Consider the following 18,281-nt stretch of genomic DNA (forward strand, 5'->3'; position numbering starts at 1 on the left):
TCTGCAGCGCCGCCGCGAGCCGCCGCAGGCCACGCGGCTGCATTGCTTTGTGCTCGATTGCTCGGCCTCCATGGCCGCCAGCGGCGCGCTGGCGCGGGCCAAGGGCGTGCTGCTGTCGCTGATGGAAGAGGCCTACCGCCGCCGCGAGCAGGTGGCGCTGATCTGCTTTGCGGGCACGCGCGTGGAATTGCGCCTGCCGCCGCGCAAGGCTGCGGCCTGGAATGACGACTGGATCGCGCCCATCGGCGGGGGCGGCGGCACGCCGCTGCAGGCGGCCGTGGAGCATGCGGGCCAGTTGCTGCAGCGCCATTGCGGCGCAGAGGCCTCCTGCCAGGGCTGGCTGTGGCTGCTCACCGACGGCCGCACGCGCGAGCGGCCCGCGCGGCCTGCGGCGGCGCAGGAGGCAGGCATCGTGGACTTCGAATCAGGCCGCGTGCGCCTGGGCCGGGCGGCTGCGCTGGCCGCCGCCTGGGACGCACGCCATGTGCGGGCCGATGATTTCGCAGGCTGATCTGCGGCTCTGACGAGGTCAGGCCGGCCAGCTCAGCTCGAACAGCGCGCCGCCGCGCTCGCCCGGCAGGCATTGCGCCCGCCCGCCATGGGCCTGGGCAATGGCCTGGACCACGGCCAGGCCCAGTCCGCTGCCCTTGCTGGCCCCCACGCCGGCGTTTTTGCGGCTGCGGGCGCCTTCGCCGCGCTGGAAGGCGTCGAAGATGCGCGGCGCAAGGTCCGCCGCCACGCCGGGGCCGCTGTCTTCCACGCGCACGGTGCACAGGCCCTGGCGCACGCGCGCGGCCACCAGCAGGGGGCCGGGCTGCGCATACAGCATGGCGTTCTCCAGCAGGGCCAGCAGGGCCTGGCGTATGCGCACGGGGTCGCAGACCACGGGCTGCTCGTCCAGCTCCAGCGCCAGTTGCAGGCCCGCCTGCTCCAGCGCCGGCCCCACGGCCAGGGTCACCGATCGCACCTCGCCGGCCAGGCAGGTCTGGCGCAGCTCCAGATGCAGGTGGCCGTTGTCCTGCAGGCCCAGCAGGCGCAGATCGTCAATCAGGCGGGTCAGCCCCTCGACCTGGGTCATCAGGCTGGCCAGCATGTCCTTGCTGGGCAGGAAGACGCCGTCGGACAGGCCTTGCAGCCGTCCGCTGAGGATGGTCACGGGCGTGCGCAGTTCATGGGCGATGGCCGCGCTCCAGAAGGCGCGCTCCTGCGCCATGCCTTCCAGGCGCTGGGCCAGGCTGTTGAAGTCGTGCACCAGCTGGGCGGCCTCGTGCAGCGCGCTGTCGTCGGTGTGCGCGCGCGCCGAGAGGTCGCCCTGGGCCAGCTGGCGCAGGCTGATGGCCACCGAGTCCAGCGAGGGCAGGATGCGCCGCGACAGCCGCGTGGCCACGAAGATGGCGATCAGCAGGGCGATGACCAGGGTCAGCAGCACCCAGGCCAGCTCCACGCTGGAGGGCATCCAGCCGTCGGAGACGCTGGCCGGGTGAAAGGTCAGCAGCAGTGCATAGAAGGCGTACGAACCCAGCACGCACAGCACGACCACGGCCAGCGTGACGGCCGACATGGTCAGCACCACCTGCCGGCGCAGGCCCGGCACTGCGCTCATGGGTCCATCCCCAGCCGGTAGCCCACGCTGCGCACGCTGTCGGGCATGCCCTGCAGGCCCAGGCCTTCGAGCTTCTTGCGCAGCTTGCTGATGTGGCTGTCCACGGTGCGTTCCAGCGTGTGGCCTTCGGGCAGGCAACTGAGCAGCAGCTCGGCGCGGCTGAACACGCGCCGGGGCGAACGCACCAGGCTGGCCAGCAGGTTGAATTCGGTCACGGTGAGTTCGGGCACATGCGTGGCGCCCTGCACCTGCACGCTGACCTCGCGGCTGTCCAGGTCCACGCGAAAGGGGCCGGCCTGCAGCAGCTTGGTATCGCGGAGCCGGCCCTGGCCGCAGCGGCGCAGCACGGCCTGCACGCGCGCCACGACCTCGGCCGCATTGAAGGGCTTGCCCACGTAGTCGTCCGCGCCAATGCGCAGGCCGATGAGCTTGTCCACGTCCTGGTTGAGGGCGGTGAGCATGATGACGGGCGTGTCGCCGCGCCGGCGGATTTCGGACAGCACCTGCCAGCCGTCGAGGCGTGGCATCTGCACGTCGAGAAGAACGAGATCGGGTTTCAAGTGGTGGTGCAGTTCAAGGGCCTGCTGGCCATCGGCGGCATGGACGGTGCGCAGGTCGCTGCGGGCCAGGTAGGCGCACAGGATGTCTGCGATCTCGGGCTCGTCCTCGGCAACGAGGATGAGCGATGTCGATGGCTGGAAAGGCAAGGGCTGGGCAATGATAGAAGCCATTTTGGGTCGCGGCGGCGGCTGTGTTCATCTCCATCGTTCTTCCACATTTCCCGGGCCGAAATGCCATCGAAAGAACGCAAGCTGTTTCCCTGTGCCGCCGCCATTGGCCGGCATGCGAAACAAAGCGATGAATATGAAGTCACAGCGGCAGTGCCGTATGAGCGGGTGGAGCGGTCAGCTTTTGCAGCGGCTCCCTGAGTGAATGGCCCTTGCGGCAACACGCCGCAGGCCGAAGCCGCACCGGCAGGAGTTTCCATCATCCCCATGCCTCCTGGCAATCTGGATTTGCATCCGGATGACCCCTCAGATGATTCGGCGCCAGGCGCCGTATTTTTTCCGCAGCGCGCCCTGGCGCGCATTGAAAACCAGACCTCGCGTCCATGCCACAGTTCTTCATTCACCGGCCCGTCTTTGCCTGGGTCATCGCGCTGTTCATCGTGCTGCTGGGCGTGCTCGCCATCCCGCAATTGCCGATATCGCGCTATCCCACGGTGGCGCCGCCCACGGTGAGCCTGTATGCCACCTACCCGGGCGCCACGCCCAAGACGCTCAATGATTCCGTGGTCTCGCTGATCGAGCGCGAGCTGTCCAGCGTCCGCCACCTGCTGTACTTCGAGTCCTCGGTGGACACCTCGGGCTCGGCCGAGATCAAGGCCACCTTCAAGCCCGGCACCAACCCGGAGCTGGCCCAGGTGGATGTGCAAAACCGCATCAAGGCCGTGGAGCCGCGCCTGCCGCAGGCCGTGCGCCAGAACGGGCTGCAGGTGGAGTCGGCCACGTCGAGCTTTCTGCTGCTGGTGGGCCTGATCTCGCCGGGCGGCGAGTTCGACGAGCTGGCACTCAATGACTACATGGCGCGCAACATCGTGGAGGAGCTGCGCCGCATCGAGGGCGTGGGCCGCGTGCAGCTGTTCGGTACCGAGCAGGCCATGCGCGTCTGGGTCGATCCGGCCAAGCTGATTTCCTACGGGCTGTCCATGGGCGACCTCACCCAGGCCATACAGCAGCAGAACATGCAGATCGCCCCGGGCCGCGTGGGCGATGCGCCGACCGCGCCGGGCCAGCGCGTGACCACGCCGCTGACGGTGCAGGGCCAGCTGACCTCGCCCGCGCAGTTCGCGGCCATCGTGCTGCGCGCCCATGCCGACGGCTCCCGCCTGGTGCTGGGCGACGTGGCGCGCGTGGAGCTGGGCGCGCAGTCCTATGCTTTCTCCAACCGCGAGGACGGCAAGCCCGCCACCAGTGCCGCCGTGCAGCTGTCGCCCGGTGCCAATGCCGTGCGCACGGCCGCTGCCGTGCAAAAGCGCATGGCCGAGCTGGCCTCCATCCTGCCGCAGGGCATGCAGCACACCATCTCGTTCAACACCGCGCCCTTCGTCAAGATCTCCATCGAGAAGGTGGTGCAGACCCTGGTCGAGGCCATGGTGCTGGTCTTCCTGGTGATGTACCTGTTCCTGCAGAACCTGCGCTACACGCTGATCCCGGCCATCGTGGCGCCCGTGGCGCTGCTGGGCACCTTCGCCGTGATGCTGGTGGCGGGCTTTTCCATCAACGTGCTGACCATGTTCGGCATGGTGCTGGCCATCGGCATCATCGTGGACGACGCCATCGTCGTGGTCGAGAACGTGGAGCGCCTGATGGCCGAGGAGGGCCTGTCGCCGCGCGATGCCACGCTCAAGGCCATGAAGGAGATCACGGGCGCCATCATCGGCATCACCCTGGTGCTGACGGCGGTGTTCATTCCCATGGCGTTCGCCAGCGGCTCGGTGGGCGTGATCTACCAGCAGTTCACGCTGTCCATGGCCGTGTCCATCCTGTTCTCGGCCTTCCTGGCCCTGAGCCTGACGCCGGCGCTGTGCGCCACCTTGCTCAAGCCGGTGGCGGCAGGCCACCATGAGAAGAAAGGCTTCTTCGGCTGGTTCAACCGCGGCTTCGAGCGGCTGACGAACCGCTACGAGGCCCATGTCACGGGCCTGGTGCGGCGCACGGGCCGCATGATGCTGCTGTTCGCGGCCATCGTGGCCATCCTGGTGTTTGCGCTGCGCCAGCTGCCCTCGGCCTTCCTGCCCGAGGAGGACCAGGGCTACTTCATGACCTCCATCCAGCTGCCGGCCGATGCCACGGCCGAGCGCACGCTGGACGTGGTCAAGCGCTATGAGGAGCATGTGGCGCAGCGCCCCGGCATCGCCTCCAGCATCTCGGTGCTGGGCTTCAGCTTCGCGGGCTCGGGCCCGAACGCGGCCATGGCCTTCACCACGCTCAAGGACTGGGACCAGCGCAACGGCGCCACGGCCGGCGAGGAAGTCTCGCTCGCGCAAAAGGCCATGGAACACGCGCCCGAGGGCGCCATCATGGTGCTGCAGCCCCCGGCCATCGATGAGCTGGGCACTTCCTCGGGCTTCACCATGTACCTGCAGGACCGCACGGGCCAGGGCCATGCCGCGCTCAAGTCGGCCACCGACCAGTTGCTGGCGCTGGCCGGCAGCAGCAGCGTGCTGGGCTCGGCCTACCAGGACAGCCTGCCTTCGGGCACCAGCGTGCGGCTGGAGATCGACCGCGAGAAGGCTCAGGCGCTGGGCGTGGGCTTTGCCGCCATCAGCGAGACGCTGTCCACGGCCATGGGCTCGCTGTACGTCAACGACTTCCCCAACGCCGGGCGCATGCAGCAGGTCATCGTGCAGGCCGACGCGCCCGCGCGCATGCAGATCGATGATGTGCTCCGGCTGAACGTGCGCAACGCTGCGGGCGGCATGGTGCCGCTGGCCGAGTTCGCCACGCCCGTGTGGTCCGAGACGCCGCTGCAGCTGGTGCGCTACCAGGGCTTCCTGGCGTCGCGCATCTCGGGCACGCCTGCGCCCGGCGCCTCCAGCGGCGCGGCCATGGCCGAGATGGAGCGGCTGGTGGCCCAGCTGCCGCCCGGCTTTGCCGTGGCCTGGACCGGCCAGTCGCTGCAGGAGCGCCAGTCGGCCGCGCAGGCGCCCCTGCTCATGGCCCTGTCCATGCTGGTGGTCTTCCTGGTGCTGGCCGCGCTGTACGAGAGCTGGTCCATCCCGCTGTCGGTGATGCTGGTCGTGCCCCTGGGCCTGCTGGGCGCGGTGGCGGCCGTGCTGCTGCGCGGCATGCCCAACGATGTGTTCTTCAAGGTGGGCCTGATCACCATCATCGGCCTGTCGGCCAAGAACGCCATCCTGATCGTGGAGTTCGCCAAGCAACTGCGCGAGGAAGGCCAGGATCTGCGCGAGGCTGCCATCAAGGCCGCGCGCCTTCGGCTGCGGCCCATCCTCATGACCTCGCTGGCCTTTGCGCTGGGCGTGGTGCCGCTGATGCTGGCATCGGGCGCCAGCGCCGAGACCCAGCACGCCATCGGCACGGGCGTGTTCGGCGGCATGGTCAGCGGCACAGTGCTGGCCGTGTTCTTCGTGCCCGTCTTCTTCGTCTTCGTCCTTGAATGGCAGCGGCGCATCGCCGGGCCGCGCGGCAGCGCGCGCCGGCCGCCGCCCGCTGCGGACCCCGGAACATAAACACATGCCCCTCTGGATCGCGCTCAACGCCCTGTGCTTTCAGGTCCGCCCGCCGGCACAGTCTTCGAACCCTTGCGCGCCATCGGCGCCTGCAGCCCCCGCGCGGCAGGCCGGGCCCACCGGACCCGAGCCGCCGCGTGCAAACCCCGGTGCGCATGCCGGCCCCCTTGGCGCCGACGGCGCCGATGGCGCCCCCTCCGGCACGGCCAGCACGTCCGTCCCATGATTTCTATAATGGCGGCTTCGTTCGCCATTGCAGGAGGTATTCGTCCCATGCGCCATTGATGCTGCCGCTGTCCCAGCGGCCCGCTTTTCCCGACCCTGCCCACCGCACGCGCAATGCATGCAAAGCGGCAAGGAACTGCGTTGGCATCCATGAACCGCGATATGACGAATACCACGATCACGCTCGACGGCGTTTCCTGCGTGCTGCCCGATGGCAGCCCCCTTTTCTCCGATCTTTCCGAAACCCTGGACCACCGCCGCACCGGCCTGGTGGGGCGCAACGGCGTGGGCAAGTCGCGGCTGGCGCGCATCCTGGCCGGGCTGGATGCGCCCTCGCAGGGCCGCTGCCTGCGCTCGGGGCAGGTGCTGTACCTGGCCCAGCGCACGGACTGGCACGGCCAGCCTTCGGTGGCGGCGCTGGCCGGGCTGCAGCCCGCGCTGGAGGCGCTGGCGCGCATCGAGGGCGGCAGTTGCGAGCCCCGCGACTTCGAGCTGCTGGCCGACCGCTGGGACCTGCGCCAGCGCCTGCAGGCCCAGCTGGAGCTGGCGGGCCTGGGCCATCTGCGTGCCGATACGCCGGGCCACGCCCTCAGCGGCGGCGAGGCCATGCGCGCGGCCCTGGCGGGCGCGCTGCTGTCGGGCGCCGACCACCTGGTGCTGGACGAGCCCAGCAACCACCTGGACCGCGAAAGCCGCCAGGCCCTGGCCGCGCAGCTGCAGCGCTGGCCCGGTGGCCTGGTCGTGGTCAGCCATGACCGCAGTCTGCTGCAGGGCATGGAACGCATCGTGGAGCTGTCGCCGCAGGGGCTGCGCAGCTACGGCGGCGGCTACGCCTTCTATGCCGAAGCCAAGGCGCGCGAGATGGCCTCGGCGGTGCAACTGCTGGAGCAGCGCAAGCTGGAGCGGCGCCGCGAAACGCAGCAGCTGCGCGAGCAGCAGGAGCGCCAGCAGCGCCGCGAGGCGCGCGGCCGCCGCCAGGGCCAGGAGGCCAACCAGGCGCGCATTCTGCTGGACCGGCAAAAGGAGCGCAGCCAAGCGTCGGCCGGCCGCCTGCGCCGCCAGCATGCAGACACGCGCGAGGCGCTGGACCAGCGCGTGCGCGAGGCGGCGCGCCAGATCGACCTGCAGGCCGGCATCCGCATGCAGGCGCCGCCCCCGGCCGGTGCTCCCTGCGACGTGGTGGCGCTGCTGGACGATGTGCTGCTGCCGTTTTCCCCGGGGCCGCGCCTGAACCTGTCTCTGTACGGCGGCCAGCGCCTGGCCGTGACCGGTCCCAACGGCTGCGGCAAGACGCGCCTGCTCGATGTGCTGTCAGGCCGCCTTGCGCCCCAGGCGGGCGAGGTGCGCCGCATGCGGGCCTGTGCCTACCTGGACCAGCGCCTGTCCCTGTTGCAGCCCGGGCGCACGGTGATGGAGCAGTTGCAGGACGCCTGCCCCGGCACCCCCGTGGATGTGCTGCGCACGCGCCTGGCCTGGCTCGGGCTGGCGGCCCGGCAGGTGGAGCAGCCCGCGGGCCGGCTCAGCGGCGGCGAGCAGCTCAAGGCTGCCCTGGCCTGCGCGCTGCATGCCGAGCCGCCCGCGCCCCTGCTCCTGCTGGACGAGCCCTGCAACCACCTGGACCTGCCTTCCCTGCAGGCGCTGGAGGCCATGCTGCGCGGCTACGCCGGCACGCTGGTCGTGGTCTCGCATGACGAGGATTTTCTGCAGGCCATCGGGCTGACCGACCGCCTGGTGTGGTCGCCGCAGGGCTGGCGAATGGAGCCCGCCTAGCTTTCCTGCGCTATCAGCGCCTGCAGTGCGTTCACGTCGGTCACCAGCAGCGCCTGGCGCCCCTCCTTGCGCAGCAGGCCGCGCCGGGTGAGGGCTCCCAGCTCGCGCGTGACCTGCTCGCGGTTGGTGCTGATCTTGCTGGCCAGCACCGAGTGCGAAGGCACGGGGCTGATGAGGGCCGTGTGCTCGGGCGAGACGCCCGCCTCCCGGGCCAGGCGCAGCAGCTCCCTGTGCAGGCGCGTGGGCACGCCCAGGGTGCTCAGCTCCATGACGCGGTCGGTCAGCCGCCGCACCAGGCCGGCCAGGCCTTCCATCATGCGCAGGGCAACGGCGGGCTCGCGCGCCAGCAGGGCCAGGAAGTCCTGGCGCGAGAGGCTGGCCAGCAGCGAGGATTCCAGGGTGACCACATCGGTGGAGCGGGCCTGGCCGTCGATGGCCGCCAGGTCGCCGAAGTGCTCGCCGGGCCCGTAGTCGCGGAAGCTGACCTCGCGCCCGCCCGGCGAATAGGTGGTGATGCGCACGCGCCCGCTGACCAGGAAGAACACGTCGCTGCCCGTGGAGCAGCGGTTGAACACGGGCTGGCGGGCCTGCAGCGGGCGCCATTCGCAGTCGGCGGCGATGCGGTCCAGGCTGGCGGTGCCCAGGCCCTCGAACAGGGTGATGCCGCGCAGGGCGAAGCTGGAGGGCTGGGTGGGGTGGGCCATGGAACCAATAGCGGGCGGAATGTACAAAGATTCTGGATCGGGCTGCGCTGTCCCAAGTTCCTTCAAGCCGCCATTGTTCCTGTCTTGTCCTGCCGCCGGGCGCATCATCCGTTTCCATGGCCCGTGTCCTTCCTCTGTCCCTGCCGTCCCTGCGCAGTCTCCACTGGTCCACCGGCCTGGTGCTGTGGACCTATGCGGCGCTGCACCTGTCCAACCATGCCCTGGGCCTGGTCTCGCTGGCCACGGCCGAGGCCGTGCGCGAGCTGGTCCACGGCGTGTGGCGATCCCTGCCCGGCAGCCTGCTGCTCTACGGCGCGCTGGCCGTGCACATGGGGCTGGCGCTGCAGGCGCTGGCGCGGCGGCGCAGCCTGCGCATGCCGGCGCTGGAGGCCGTGCGGCTGCTGCTGGGCCTGGGCCTGCCGCTGCTGCTGGCCCTGCACGTGCCGGCCACGCGGCTGGCGCAGGAGGCCTGGGGCGTGGACCCCTCGTATGCGCGCATCGTGCGTTCTTCCTGGAATCCCTCCAGCATGGCCATCCAGCTGCTGCTGATGGCGGCCGCGTGGACCCATGGCTGCATGGGCCTGCACATGGCCCTGCGTGCGCGCGGCTGGTGGCGGCGCTGGCAGCCGCTGCTGCTCACGGCCGCCGTGCTGCTGCCCGTGCTGGCGGCGCTGGGCATCGTCTCCATGGCGCGCGAGATCGCGGCGGCCGGTGTGCCCGCGCCGGCCGGGCCTTCGCCGCAGGCGGCGCAGCTGCTGCGCGATCTGACATCGGGGCTGCGCCAGGGCTGGCTGGCCGGCCTGGCTGCCTTGCTGGCCGGCCCCTGGCTGTGGCGGCGCATGCGCCTGCGCGGCGCCCGCCAGGTGCTGCTGCACTATCCGGGCCGCACGGTGCAGGTGCCTCAGGGCATGAGCGTGCTCGAAGCCAGCCGCGAGCATGGCATTGCCCATTTGTCGCTGTGCGGCGGCAGGGCGCGCTGCTCCACCTGCCGCGTGCGCGTGTCCGGCCCGGCGGCCCACCTGCCTGCGCCGGGGCGCGATGAGCGCCTCACGCTGGAGCGCGTGGGTGCGCCGCAGGACGTGCGGCTGGCCTGCCAGCTGCGGCCCACGGGCGATGTGCAGGTGGCGCCGCTGTTCCGCTCGCCGGCAGCCGCCCAGGCCGGGCGCGCGGGCCAGGAGCGCGAGGTCCGCGAAGTGCGCGAGGTGGCCATCCTGTTCGTGGACCTGCGCCGCTGGTCCGGCCTGGCCGAGCGGCAATGGCCCGTGGACCTGTCCTGGGTGCTGGACCAGTATTTCGAGCGCGTGGGCCAGGCCGTGCACGACAGCGGCGGCATGGCCAACCAGTTCATCGGCGACAGCGTGATGGCCATCTTCGGCCTGGACACCGACCTGGACACGGCCTGCCGCCAGGCCGTGCAGGCCAGTGCCCTGATAGACCGGCGCATGCAGGAGTGGAGCGCGAGCTTCGAGGCGCAGTTCGGCCAGCCGGTGGATTTCGGCATGGGGCTGCACGCGGGGCGCGCCGCCGTGGGGCGCGTGGGCTTCGAGCACACCACCACCTTCACGGCCGTGGGCGAGGTGGTCAACACGGCCAGCCGCCTGCAGGAGTACACCAAGAGCGCCCAGGCGCGGCTGGTGCTGTCGCTGGAGGTGGCGCGCCGCGCGGGCGCGGCCGATGGCCTGGGTGAAGTCCGGCAGGTGCAGGTGCGCGGGCGCTCCGAGCCCTTGCCGGCCCTGCATGTGGCACGGCCCGGCCTGCAGTGGCCCTGAGCGTGGATGGTGAGCGTGGGAGCTGGAGAGTTTGCGCAAAGCTGTGCGTTTAGGCACTGACGCGCAGGCGGGCGAAGACGAGACTGCAGCCATGCAGAACGCAATCACGCGCTGCAGGATTTGACAAAGGATTCGCCATGAAGCACGCAAAGACCCTCTTCGCCATCACCGCCCTTTCTGCCGCACTTTCCTCCGCCTTGTGGTCGGGCATGGCCTCGGCCGCACCGGCCGCCACGGTATCTGCAGAAACCTGGTTCGGCGCCGAGCCCGCCAGCTCCGGCCCCGCGCTGTCGCGCGCCCAAGTGCAGGCCGACCTGGCCCTGTGGAACCGCGCCGGCCTCAACGTCTACCGCGAGTCCGATGTGAACCACTGGGATGCCGACTACCAGCAGCGCCTGGCCCAGTACCAGCGCATGCGCAGCGGCCCCGAGTACCTGGCCGAAGTGCAGCGCCTGGGCGGCTCGGTGAAAGCGACCGAAGACCAGGGTTCCGGTCGTGTCCCGGGTTGAGCCGACGATGCGCGCCGCCACGCATTCCACTGCCCATGCCGCAGCATCGCCCTGGGCCGACTTCGCACCGCTGCTGGCCCGGGTGCTGCTGAGCCTGCTGTTCATCTACAGCGGCATCGGCAAGCTGATGGGGCCGGAGGGCACCATGGCCTATATCGCCAAGGCCGGCCTGCCGCTGCCCATGCTGTCGTATGCCATGGCGCTGGTGGTGGAGCTGGGCGTGGCCACGGCCCTGCTGCTGGGCTGGCGAACCCGCGAGGCCGCGGCCGTGATGGCCGTGTTCAGCGTCATGTCGGCGCTGATGTTCCACAACCAGTTCGGCGACAAGGGCCAGCTGGTGCAGTTCCTGAAGAACCTGGCGATCGCCGGCGGATTCGTGCAACTGATGCTGGCGCCCGTGGCGCGCTGGAGCCTGGACGCGCGGCGTTGAATGCGAGCCAGTGTTGTGCACTGAACACTGCCTATGAAACCGGCGCTGCCCAAAGCCGGGGACACCGAGGAAGGGCCGCCCCGCCCCGAGGGTGTCGTCCCCCTCCCTCGCGAAGCGAGTAGAGAGGGGGAAGGCGCGTAAGCGCCTCAGGGGGTGTCTATTGTTTTCACACCTTGATGCCTTTTTCAGCCAGGCGTCGGGCGTAGGCGGCCAGGATCAGCCGCTCCGAATGCACCAGGTAGTCATTGAGCGCGGCAGCGGCCTCGGCCGGCTTGCCGTCCTCGAATTGCTGCAGGATGCGCGCATTCATGTCCACATAGGGCGCATGCAGGAAGTGCGGGTCGCGCAGCAGGCCGAAGGCCAGCCGCAGCTCGGCCAGCAGGTGCTCGAACATGGTGTCCAGGCGCTCGCTGTCGGCCAGTTGCACCACGGCCTTGTGGAAACTCATGTTGGCCGTGCCCACGCCCGACCAGTCCTGGGCCTCGCGGTGGCGCTGGGCCGCTTCCACGGCTTCGCGCATCAGGCTGCGAGCCGGGTGCATGGGATAGGCCTGGGCCAGGGCCTGGCACTCCACCATGCGGCGCACGCGGTAGATGTCGATGATGGAGGCGATGCTGGGCGCCGCCACCGACACGCCCTTGTTGGGCTCGTGCACCAGCAGGCCTTCCTTGGTCAGCAGCCGGAAGGCCTCGCGCAGCGTGTTGCGCGAGATCTGCAGGCTTTCGCTGAGCGAGGCCTCCGACAGCTTTTGCCCGGGCTCCCAGGCACCATCGATGAGCTTGCTGCGCAGCTGCTCGGTCACGCGGTCGGTCAGGTTGAGGATGTCGGTGCTGCGGGTCATGGTGGTCGGGATGCAAGGGCCAGAGCGCAGTGTAGCCAGCGCCGGACCGGTCGCCGGTTTCGTGCAGTGCTCAGGTGGGGTGTTGCAGCCGGGCGAAGGCCTGCAGCGTGCTGTCCACGGCGGCATCGTCGATATGGCGGTGCGTGACCAGGCGCAGCAGGCCGGCGCTGCCCGTGCGCACCAGCACGCCGGCCTGGGCCAGGCGTGCTTGCCACAGGCGCGCTTCGGCCGCGCTGGTGTCAACGCGAACCTGGACGATGTTGGTCTGCGGCAGTTCGGCCGCGCACCAAGCCGGGTCGATGGCGCGCAGGCCCTGGTGCAGGCGGCAGGCGCGCGCATGGTCGTCGGCCAGGCGCTCGACCATGTGCTCCAGCGCCACCAGCCCTGCCGCCGCAATCACGCCGGCCTGGCGCAGGGTGCCGCCGAGCATGCGCCGTATGGTGCGCGCCCGCGCGATGAAGTCGGCCGGCCCCATGAGCACCGAGCCCACGGGCGCGGACAGCCCCTTGGACAGGCAGACGGTGACCGAGTCCGTGTGCGCAGCCATCTCGCGGCAGGACAGGCCCAGGGCCACGGCGGCATTGAACAGGCGCGCGCCATCGGTGTGCACGGGCACGCCATGGCGGCAGGCCAGCGCATGCACGGCGGCCAGCGCCTGGGGCCCGGCCACGGTGCCGCCCCGCGCATTGTGCGTGTTCTCCACGGCCACCACCGCGCTGGGGCAGCGTGCGGAGATGGCGGTGTCCAGCGCCGCCTCCAGCGCGGGCAGGGCGATCAGGCCGCCGTCGCCGGCCAGGCTGCGGTAGTGCATGCCGGTCAGGCCCGCGGCGGCGCGCTCGGCGTTCAGCAGATGGCTGCCGGCCTCGGCCAGCACCTCGCCGGGCATGCGGCCATGGGCGAGCACGGCCACCAGATTGCCCATGGTGCCGCTGACCACGAACAGGCCCGCAGCCTTGCCGAAGCGCTGGGCTGCGGTCTCCTCGAGCGCGCGCACGGTCGGGTCGCCGTCCAGGCCGTCATCGCCCAGCGGGGCGCGGGCCATGGCTTCGAGCATCTGCGGCGTGGGGCGCGTGACGGTATCGCTGCGCAGGTCGATGGCGTCGGGAAGAGGGTGCAGGCTGGACATCAGTCGGCCTTGATGTTGCGTTCCTTGACGACGCGCGCCCAACGAGCCGCGTCGGTCTCCATCTGGGCGCCGAACTCTGCCGCAGTGCGGGGCGTCAGCTCCAGCCCCAGGGACTGCAGCTTGGCCTGCAGCGTGGGCGTGGCCATGGCGCGGGCCACGGCATCGTGCAGCGTGGTCTGGATGCCGGAGGGCAAACCGGCAGGCCCCAGCAGGCCGAACCAGTGCAGCACGGTCAGGCCGCGCACGCCGCTTTCGCCCAGCGTGGGAACCTGGGGGAGGGCCGGCGAGCGTTGGGCGCTGGTGGTGGCCAGGGCGCGCAGCGCACCGCTTCGGATATGCGGGATCACGGTGGGTGCCGAGGCGAACATGCTCTCGGTATGCCCGGCAACCACATCGGCAATGGCCTGCCCCGAGCCCTTGTAGGGGATGTGGGTGATGAAGGTGCCGGTCTGCTGCTTGAACAGCTCACCCGCCAGATGCGTGGCCGTGCCCGTGCCGCCCGATGCAAGGTTGAGCCGGCCCGGCTGCGCTTTGGCCAGGGCCACGAATTGCTTCACGCTCTGCGCCTTGAAATTCGGGTTGACGGCCAGCACCAGCGGCGATGATCCGATCAGGGCCACGGGCGTGAAGTCCTTGAGCGCGTCGTAGGGCGTCTTGTACAGGCTGGGCGTGATGGTGTGCGGCATGTCGGCCATCAGCAGCGTGTAGCCGTCAGGCGCGGCCCGCGCCACCATTTCTGCGCCCAGCATGGCCGAGGCCCCGGGCCTGTTGTCCACGACCACGGGCTGGCCCAGTTCACGCGACAGTTCCGTGCCCAGCGCGCGGGCGATGTTGTCCGAGCCGCCACCGGCCGTGTAGGGAACGATGATGCGCACGGGCTGCGCCGGCCATTTCTGCGCTGGCGCAAGGCCGGGCAGGGCAGCGGCGGCCAGGATGAGCAGGCGGCGTGGCACACCGCGGTGGGAAGCGCAGGGCACAAGGCGGTGGCGTTCGGCAGGCATGGCGAGAACTCCTTGGTGCGGCGAGAGAAAGAGACCATCGCGGCCCGGCCCGCAAGCCGCCACCGGCATCAACCGATGAAGCGCCCCGCGTTGCCCAGCACGCCCAGGTCGATGAAGCTGGAGCCCACATGCGGCGGCTGGCCGCTGTAGTCGATCACAAAGCCGCCCATGTCCCAGTTGCGCATGCCGGCCAGCGCCGAGCGCAGCCTGGCCTGGGTGGGGTCGCGGCCGGCGCGTTCCAGGCCCTCGGCCAGCACGCGTGCATTCACATAGGCTTCCAGCGAGCCCATGGAGAACTCCTGCTGGCCGTGGGCGCGCAGGGCCGATTGGTAGTCGCGCACCAGTTGCAGCCGGCCCTGATGGGGCGCGGGGACGACCATGGTCATGGCAAGGCCCCGGGCGTCGTCGCCCAGCGGCTTGAGGCTGTCGTTGGGCAAGGTCACGCTCAGGCCCGTGAGCAGCACGCCGGGCACGCTTTTGCGCAGGCCGCGCACCAGCGCGACCGACACCGTGCCGGCCGTGGCCAGCAACACGGCGGACGGACGGGCCGCATGCACTTTGTTCAACACTTCGGCCAGGTTCTTGCCATCGGTGGCAATGGCCGCCTGTACGGAGGGGGCCATCTTCCCGGCTTCCAGTGCGCGTGTGGCGTCTTCCAGTATTTCCCGGCCGTAGGCGTTGTCCAGGTAGACGATGCCGATGCCCTTGAGGCCCATGCCTGCAAGCCGCTGTATCAGTCTGTGGACCTCATTGGTGTAGCTGGCCCGGACATGGAAGACGTTGCGCGCGCCCTTGCGCAGCGACGAGGCGCCCGTGATCGGCGCCACGTAGGGAACGCCAGCCTCTTCGATCAGCGGAATGATGGCCGCATTGTTGGGCGTGCCGTTGCACGACAGCAGGGCGAAGGCCGTGCCCTTGGACAGCATCTGCCGCACGTTGTCGGCCGAGCGCTGGGGCACATAGCCATCGTCCACGATCTGCAGCTGCAGCGTGCGGCCGTGAATTCCGCCGCGGGCATTGATCTGCGCCATGGCCGCTTCCGTGCCCAGCTTGATGTCGGTGCCGTATGCGGCCAGCGGGCCGCTCAGGGACACCGTGGAGCCGATGGTGATGGCCTTGGCGGACAGGCCGGCCTCGTCGGCAAAGGCATTGCGCACGAAGGCCGGCGCCAGGGCCGGGACCGCTGCGATGGCCGCAGCGCGGGGAACCAGGGAAACAATCTGACGGCGTCGCATGGATTCAGGGCTCGGGCAAGGTGGGTTGGGAGCAGGAAGGGCCATTCACGACGCCTGCCGCGCATGCGCCCCGCGCTGGGAGCGCGGCCCATTGTAGGAGGCGGCCTTGCCGCAGGCGATACCGGCGCAGGGGCATTGTTGCATTCATGTCTTCTATCGGTATTCAATCATCGATAGTTTTTCTGACTTTGGCAAGAACCCTGTCAGTGCACATTGCGTAGGCAGGTGTATGCGGGTTTGTACTATCAGTATGCGTTGATTGTCTTAATCACAATTCGTTTCTGTAAGACAAATTACTAGTTTTGTTGAACAAAACCAGGTCGGCAGCGCACTCCTTGCCACCGGGTTGGGCATGCGGGGTGGCTCGACGGCCGTCGCGCACCGGGGGTGTGAAGGGGGAATCAACATGCTGACTGACGTCAATCTCTGGCCGCTTATCGGGGTGGCCATCATCGTTGCGGGCTTCGTGCTGCGCTTCAATCCCATGCTGGTCGTGATCGTCACGGCCATCGGCACGGCACTGGCGGCGGGCTTTCCCGTCGACAAGGTGCTGGCCACCATCGGCACGGGCTTCATCAAGACGCGCAACCTGCCGCTGATCATCCTGCTGCCGCTGGCCGTGATCGGCCTGCTGGAGCGCCATGGCCTGCGCCAGCATGCGCAGAACTGGATCAGCTCCATCAAGTCGGCCACCGCTGGCCGCCTGCTCATCGTCTACCTGGCGGCGCGCCAGCTGACGGCCGCCGTGGGCCTGACCAGCCTGGGCGGGCATCCGCAGATGGTGCGTCCGCTGCTGGCGCCCATGGCCGAAGGCGCGACCCAGTCGCGCTTCGGCATCCTGCCCGCCAAGGTGCGCGACAAGCTGCGCGCCTACTCGGCCGCCACGGACAACGTGGGCCTGTTCTTCGGCGAGGACATCTTCGTGGCCTTCGGCGCCATCGTGCTGATGACCACCTTCCTGAAGGAAGCCGGCATCGAGGTCGAGCCCATCCACGTCGCGCTGTGGGGCATTCCCACGGCCATCTGCGCCTTCGTGATCCACGCCTGGCGCCTGGGTCGCCTGGACCGCATGCTCGAGCGCGAGCTGGCCCAGTACAAGGCGGGCGTCGCAGCCGACGCGGCCAATGCCAACGCCACCCAAGCCAAGGGAGCCTGAAATGACGCTGACCATCCAACACCTGTACTACCTGGTCGGCTTCGTCCTGGCCGTCACGGCCGTGATGACGCTGCGCGATGCCAGCAATCCCAAGCGCTGGTCCAGCGGCCTGTTCTGGGCGCTGTATGCGGCCGTGTTCCTGGTGGGCCATGAGCTGCCCCCCATGGTGGTGGGCGTGATCGCCGTGGCCATGGCGCTGATCGCCGGCTTCGGCGGCGTGGGCAGCGGCCGCCACGCGCCGCGCAGCGATGCCGAATACCTGGCCAGCGCCAAGCGCCTGGGCAACAAGCTGTTCGTGCCGGCCCTGGCGATTCCGCTGATTACCATGGTCGGCACGTTGAGCGCCTCGCACCTGGTCTTCGGCGGAACGCCCCTGCTGGACCCCAAGGCCACCACGCTGGTGAGCCTGGGCGTGGGCTGCGTGCTGGCGCTGGGCCTGGCCTGCTGGCTGACCCGCGAGACGCCGGCCCAGGGCATGCGCGAATCGCGCCGCCTGACCGATGCGCTGGGCTGGGCCCTGGTGCTGCCCCAGATGCTGGGCATGCTGGGCCTGGTGTTCTCGGACGCCGGCGTGGGCAAGGCCGTGGCCTATGTGACCACCACCTATATCAACATGGACATCCGCTTCGTGGCCGTGGCCGTCTACGTGCTCGGCATGGCGCTGTTCACGGTGGTGATGGGCAATGGCTTCGCGGCCTTCCCGGTGATGACGGGCGGCGTGGGCGTGCCCATTCTGGTGGGCGTCTACCATGGCGACCCGGCCGTGATGGCGGCCATCGGCATGCTCTCGGGCTACTGCGGCACCCTGCTGACGCCCATGGCGGCCAACTTCAACCTGGTGCCCGCCGCGCTGCTGGAGATCGACAAGAATGCCGTGATCCGCGCCCAGGTGCCCACGGCCCTGGCCCTGCTGACGGCCAACGTCTTCCTCATGTATTTCCTGATGTTCCGTTAAAGGACGGACTGTTGCCATGACCGATTCCACTTCCCCGCGCATCCTGGTGACCGGCTTCGAGCCGTTCGAGCAGGACCCTGTCAATCCCTCGTGGGAAGTGGCGCGTGCCCTGCATGGAGAGATCGTGGAGGGCGCCACCGTCCACGGCCTGCAGCTGCGCTGCGTGTTCGGCGAATCGCTGCGCCAGCTGCAGGAGGCGCTTGCGCAGCTGCAGCCGGTGCTGGTCATCAGCCTGGGCCTGGCCGGCGGCCGCAGCGAGTTCACGCCCGAGCGCGTGGCCATCAATATCGACGACGCCCGCATTCCCGACCATGCGGCGCGCCAGCCCGTGGACCAGGTGGTGATCCCGGGCGCGCCCGCCGCGTACTTTTCCACGCTGCCCATCAAGGCCGTGGTGCACAACCTGCGTGCGCGGGGCATTCCGTCTTCCGTGTCCAACACGGCGGGCACCTTTGTCTGCAACCACGTGTTTTTCGCGCTCATGCACTGGCTGGCCCAGGGCAAGGCTGCGCCGGGTGCGCGGGGCGGCTTCATCCATGTGCCGGCCCTGCCTGAGCAGGCAGCGCGCAAGCCGGGCATGCCCAGCATGTCGCTGGCCGACCAGGTGGCTGCCGTGCGCGAGACCATCCGCACGGCCCTGACCGTGTCCCAGGATCTGAAGGAAAACGCCGGCCAGCTGCACTGAACCCCGTGCACCGAATCCGG

16 protein-coding genes are annotated in these 18,281 nt (G+C 69.7%); 9 read left to right on the forward strand and 7 right to left on the reverse strand.

Annotation, left to right across the window (positions count from 1 at the left end; all coding sequences use genetic code 11):
• The first annotated feature begins 49 nt into the window (after positions 1-49).
• A complete protein-coding gene (locus AAN986_RS04385; RefSeq protein WP_235434683.1) occupies positions 50-511 on the forward strand; it encodes a VWA domain-containing protein in 462 nt (153 codons plus the stop codon).
• An 18-nt stretch (positions 512-529) separates the two neighbouring features.
• Here AAN986_RS04385 and AAN986_RS04390 read toward each other — a convergent pair whose 3' ends face one another.
• Together AAN986_RS04390 and AAN986_RS04395 are read right to left on the reverse strand one after the other, a co-directional pair.
• A complete protein-coding gene (locus AAN986_RS04390) occupies positions 530-1,603 on the reverse strand; it encodes an ATP-binding protein (protein WP_016448780.1) in 1,074 nt (357 codons plus the stop codon).
• Positions 1,600-2,334, reverse strand: coding sequence for a response regulator (locus AAN986_RS04395; RefSeq protein WP_016448779.1), 735 nt, complete (start codon positions 2,332-2,334; stop codon positions 1,600-1,602). The genes AAN986_RS04390 and AAN986_RS04395 overlap by 4 nt, the downstream gene beginning before the upstream one ends.
• Before the next feature lie 380 nt (positions 2,335-2,714).
• On the opposite strand from AAN986_RS04395, the gene AAN986_RS04400 reads away from it, so the two are divergent.
• Both AAN986_RS04400 and AAN986_RS04405 read left to right on the forward strand, forming a co-directional pair.
• Positions 2,715-5,855 carry an efflux RND transporter permease subunit gene (locus tag AAN986_RS04400; RefSeq protein WP_047218895.1) on the forward strand — a complete coding sequence of 1,047 codons (3,141 nt, stop codon included), beginning with the start codon at positions 2,715-2,717 and terminating at the stop codon, positions 5,853-5,855.
• Positions 5,856-6,230: 375 nt separating this feature from the next.
• Complete coding sequence (locus AAN986_RS04405; RefSeq protein ID WP_047218894.1) at positions 6,231-7,850, forward strand: ABC-F family ATP-binding cassette domain-containing protein; 1,620 nt, start codon at positions 6,231-6,233, stop codon at positions 7,848-7,850.
• On the opposite strand, the gene AAN986_RS04410 is transcribed toward AAN986_RS04405, so the two are convergent.
• Entirely contained in the window at positions 7,847-8,554 is a 708-nt protein-coding gene (locus AAN986_RS04410) for a Crp/Fnr family transcriptional regulator (protein ID WP_047218899.1), read from the reverse strand. The genes AAN986_RS04405 and AAN986_RS04410 overlap by 4 nt on opposite strands.
• A 116-nt stretch (positions 8,555-8,670) precedes the next feature.
• Between AAN986_RS04410 and AAN986_RS04415 the strand changes: the two genes are divergently transcribed.
• The 3 genes from AAN986_RS04415 to AAN986_RS04425 all read left to right on the forward strand — a co-directional run bounded on the left by AAN986_RS04415 (position 8,671) and on the right by AAN986_RS04425 (position 11,262).
• The gene (locus AAN986_RS04415; protein WP_047218893.1) at positions 8,671-10,323 is read left to right on the forward strand and encodes an adenylate/guanylate cyclase domain-containing protein; all 1,653 of its coding nucleotides are present in this window, start codon (positions 8,671-8,673) and stop codon (positions 10,321-10,323) included.
• Positions 10,324-10,460: 137 nt separating this feature from the next.
• The gene (locus AAN986_RS04420) at positions 10,461-10,832 is read left to right on the forward strand and encodes a DUF4148 domain-containing protein (protein WP_047218892.1); all 372 of its coding nucleotides are present in this window, start codon (positions 10,461-10,463) and stop codon (positions 10,830-10,832) included.
• A 7-nt stretch (positions 10,833-10,839) separates the two neighbouring features.
• Positions 10,840-11,262 (forward strand): DoxX family protein, encoded by a 423-nt coding sequence (locus tag AAN986_RS04425; RefSeq protein WP_047218891.1) that lies wholly within the window; start codon positions 10,840-10,842, stop codon positions 11,260-11,262.
• 166 nt (positions 11,263-11,428) lie between these two features.
• On the opposite strand, the gene AAN986_RS04430 is transcribed toward AAN986_RS04425, so the two are convergent.
• The 4 genes from AAN986_RS04430 to AAN986_RS04445 form a co-directional block, all read right to left on the reverse strand.
• Positions 11,429-12,103 (reverse strand): GntR family transcriptional regulator, encoded by a 675-nt coding sequence (locus AAN986_RS04430; protein WP_012207532.1) that lies wholly within the window; start codon positions 12,101-12,103, stop codon positions 11,429-11,431.
• Positions 12,104-12,173: 70 nt separating this feature from the next.
• A complete protein-coding gene (locus tag AAN986_RS04435) occupies positions 12,174-13,229 on the reverse strand; it encodes a GntG family PLP-dependent aldolase (protein ID WP_016454394.1) in 1,056 nt (351 codons plus the stop codon).
• Positions 13,229-14,230 (reverse strand): tripartite tricarboxylate transporter substrate binding protein, encoded by a 1,002-nt coding sequence (locus AAN986_RS04440; RefSeq protein ID WP_047218890.1) that lies wholly within the window; start codon positions 14,228-14,230, stop codon positions 13,229-13,231. Before AAN986_RS04440 ends, AAN986_RS04435 begins: the two co-directional genes overlap by 1 nt.
• A 68-nt stretch (positions 14,231-14,298) precedes the next feature.
• Entirely contained in the window at positions 14,299-15,465 is a 1,167-nt protein-coding gene (locus AAN986_RS04445; protein WP_047218889.1) for an ABC transporter substrate-binding protein, read from the reverse strand.
• Between the two features lie 406 nt (positions 15,466-15,871).
• On the opposite strand from AAN986_RS04445, the gene AAN986_RS04450 reads away from it, so the two are divergent.
• Genes AAN986_RS04450 through pcp form a run of 3 tightly spaced genes read left to right on the forward strand, consistent with a single transcriptional unit; the run spans position 15,872 to position 18,261 of the window.
• A complete protein-coding gene (locus tag AAN986_RS04450) occupies positions 15,872-16,621 on the forward strand; it encodes a DUF969 domain-containing protein (RefSeq protein WP_016448769.1) in 750 nt (249 codons plus the stop codon).
• 1 nt (position 16,622) lies between these two features.
• Positions 16,623-17,576 (forward strand): DUF979 domain-containing protein, encoded by a 954-nt coding sequence (locus AAN986_RS04455; RefSeq protein WP_016454392.1) that lies wholly within the window; start codon positions 16,623-16,625, stop codon positions 17,574-17,576.
• Between the two features lie 16 nt (positions 17,577-17,592).
• Positions 17,593-18,261 carry a pyroglutamyl-peptidase I gene (gene pcp / locus AAN986_RS04460; RefSeq protein ID WP_016454391.1) on the forward strand — a complete coding sequence of 223 codons (669 nt, stop codon included), beginning with the start codon at positions 17,593-17,595 and terminating at the stop codon, positions 18,259-18,261.
• Positions 18,262-18,281 lie beyond the last annotated feature (20 nt).

It is taken from the genome of Delftia sp. DS1230, from assembly GCF_040112715.1.
In the GTDB taxonomy this organism is placed as follows: Bacteria; Pseudomonadota; Gammaproteobacteria; order Burkholderiales; family Burkholderiaceae_C; genus Comamonas; species Comamonas tsuruhatensis.

What these genes read in the sequence shown, in the direction of transcription:
- AAN986_RS04415 (WP_047218893.1), top strand. Translation starts at nt 8,671, where the DNA reads ATGGCCCGTGTCCTTCCTCTGTCCCTGCCGTCCCTGCGCAGTCTCCAC.
- AAN986_RS04430 (WP_012207532.1), bottom strand. Translation starts at nt 12,103, where the DNA reads ATGACCCGCAGCACCGACATCCTCAACCTGACCGACCGCGTGACCGAG.
- AAN986_RS04410 (WP_047218899.1), bottom strand. Translation starts at nt 8,554, where the DNA reads ATGGCCCACCCCACCCAGCCCTCCAGCTTCGCCCTGCGCGGCATCACC.
- AAN986_RS04425 (WP_047218891.1), top strand. Translation starts at nt 10,840, where the DNA reads ATGCGCGCCGCCACGCATTCCACTGCCCATGCCGCAGCATCGCCCTGG.
- AAN986_RS04400 (WP_047218895.1), top strand. Translation starts at nt 2,715, where the DNA reads ATGCCACAGTTCTTCATTCACCGGCCCGTCTTTGCCTGGGTCATCGCG.
- AAN986_RS04435 (WP_016454394.1), bottom strand. Translation starts at nt 13,229, where the DNA reads ATGTCCAGCCTGCACCCTCTTCCCGACGCCATCGACCTGCGCAGCGAT.
- pcp (WP_016454391.1), top strand. Translation starts at nt 17,593, where the DNA reads ATGACCGATTCCACTTCCCCGCGCATCCTGGTGACCGGCTTCGAGCCG.
- AAN986_RS04450 (WP_016448769.1), top strand. Translation starts at nt 15,872, where the DNA reads ATGCTGACTGACGTCAATCTCTGGCCGCTTATCGGGGTGGCCATCATC.
- AAN986_RS04420 (WP_047218892.1), top strand. Translation starts at nt 10,461, where the DNA reads ATGAAGCACGCAAAGACCCTCTTCGCCATCACCGCCCTTTCTGCCGCA.
- AAN986_RS04395 (WP_016448779.1), bottom strand. Translation starts at nt 2,334, where the DNA reads ATGGCTTCTATCATTGCCCAGCCCTTGCCTTTCCAGCCATCGACATCG.
- AAN986_RS04455 (WP_016454392.1), top strand. Translation starts at nt 16,623, where the DNA reads ATGACGCTGACCATCCAACACCTGTACTACCTGGTCGGCTTCGTCCTG.
- AAN986_RS04445 (WP_047218889.1), bottom strand. Translation starts at nt 15,465, where the DNA reads ATGCGACGCCGTCAGATTGTTTCCCTGGTTCCCCGCGCTGCGGCCATC.
- AAN986_RS04405 (WP_047218894.1), top strand. Translation starts at nt 6,231, where the DNA reads ATGAACCGCGATATGACGAATACCACGATCACGCTCGACGGCGTTTCC.
- AAN986_RS04440 (WP_047218890.1), bottom strand. Translation starts at nt 14,230, where the DNA reads ATGCCTGCCGAACGCCACCGCCTTGTGCCCTGCGCTTCCCACCGCGGT.
- AAN986_RS04390 (WP_016448780.1), bottom strand. Translation starts at nt 1,603, where the DNA reads ATGAGCGCAGTGCCGGGCCTGCGCCGGCAGGTGGTGCTGACCATGTCG.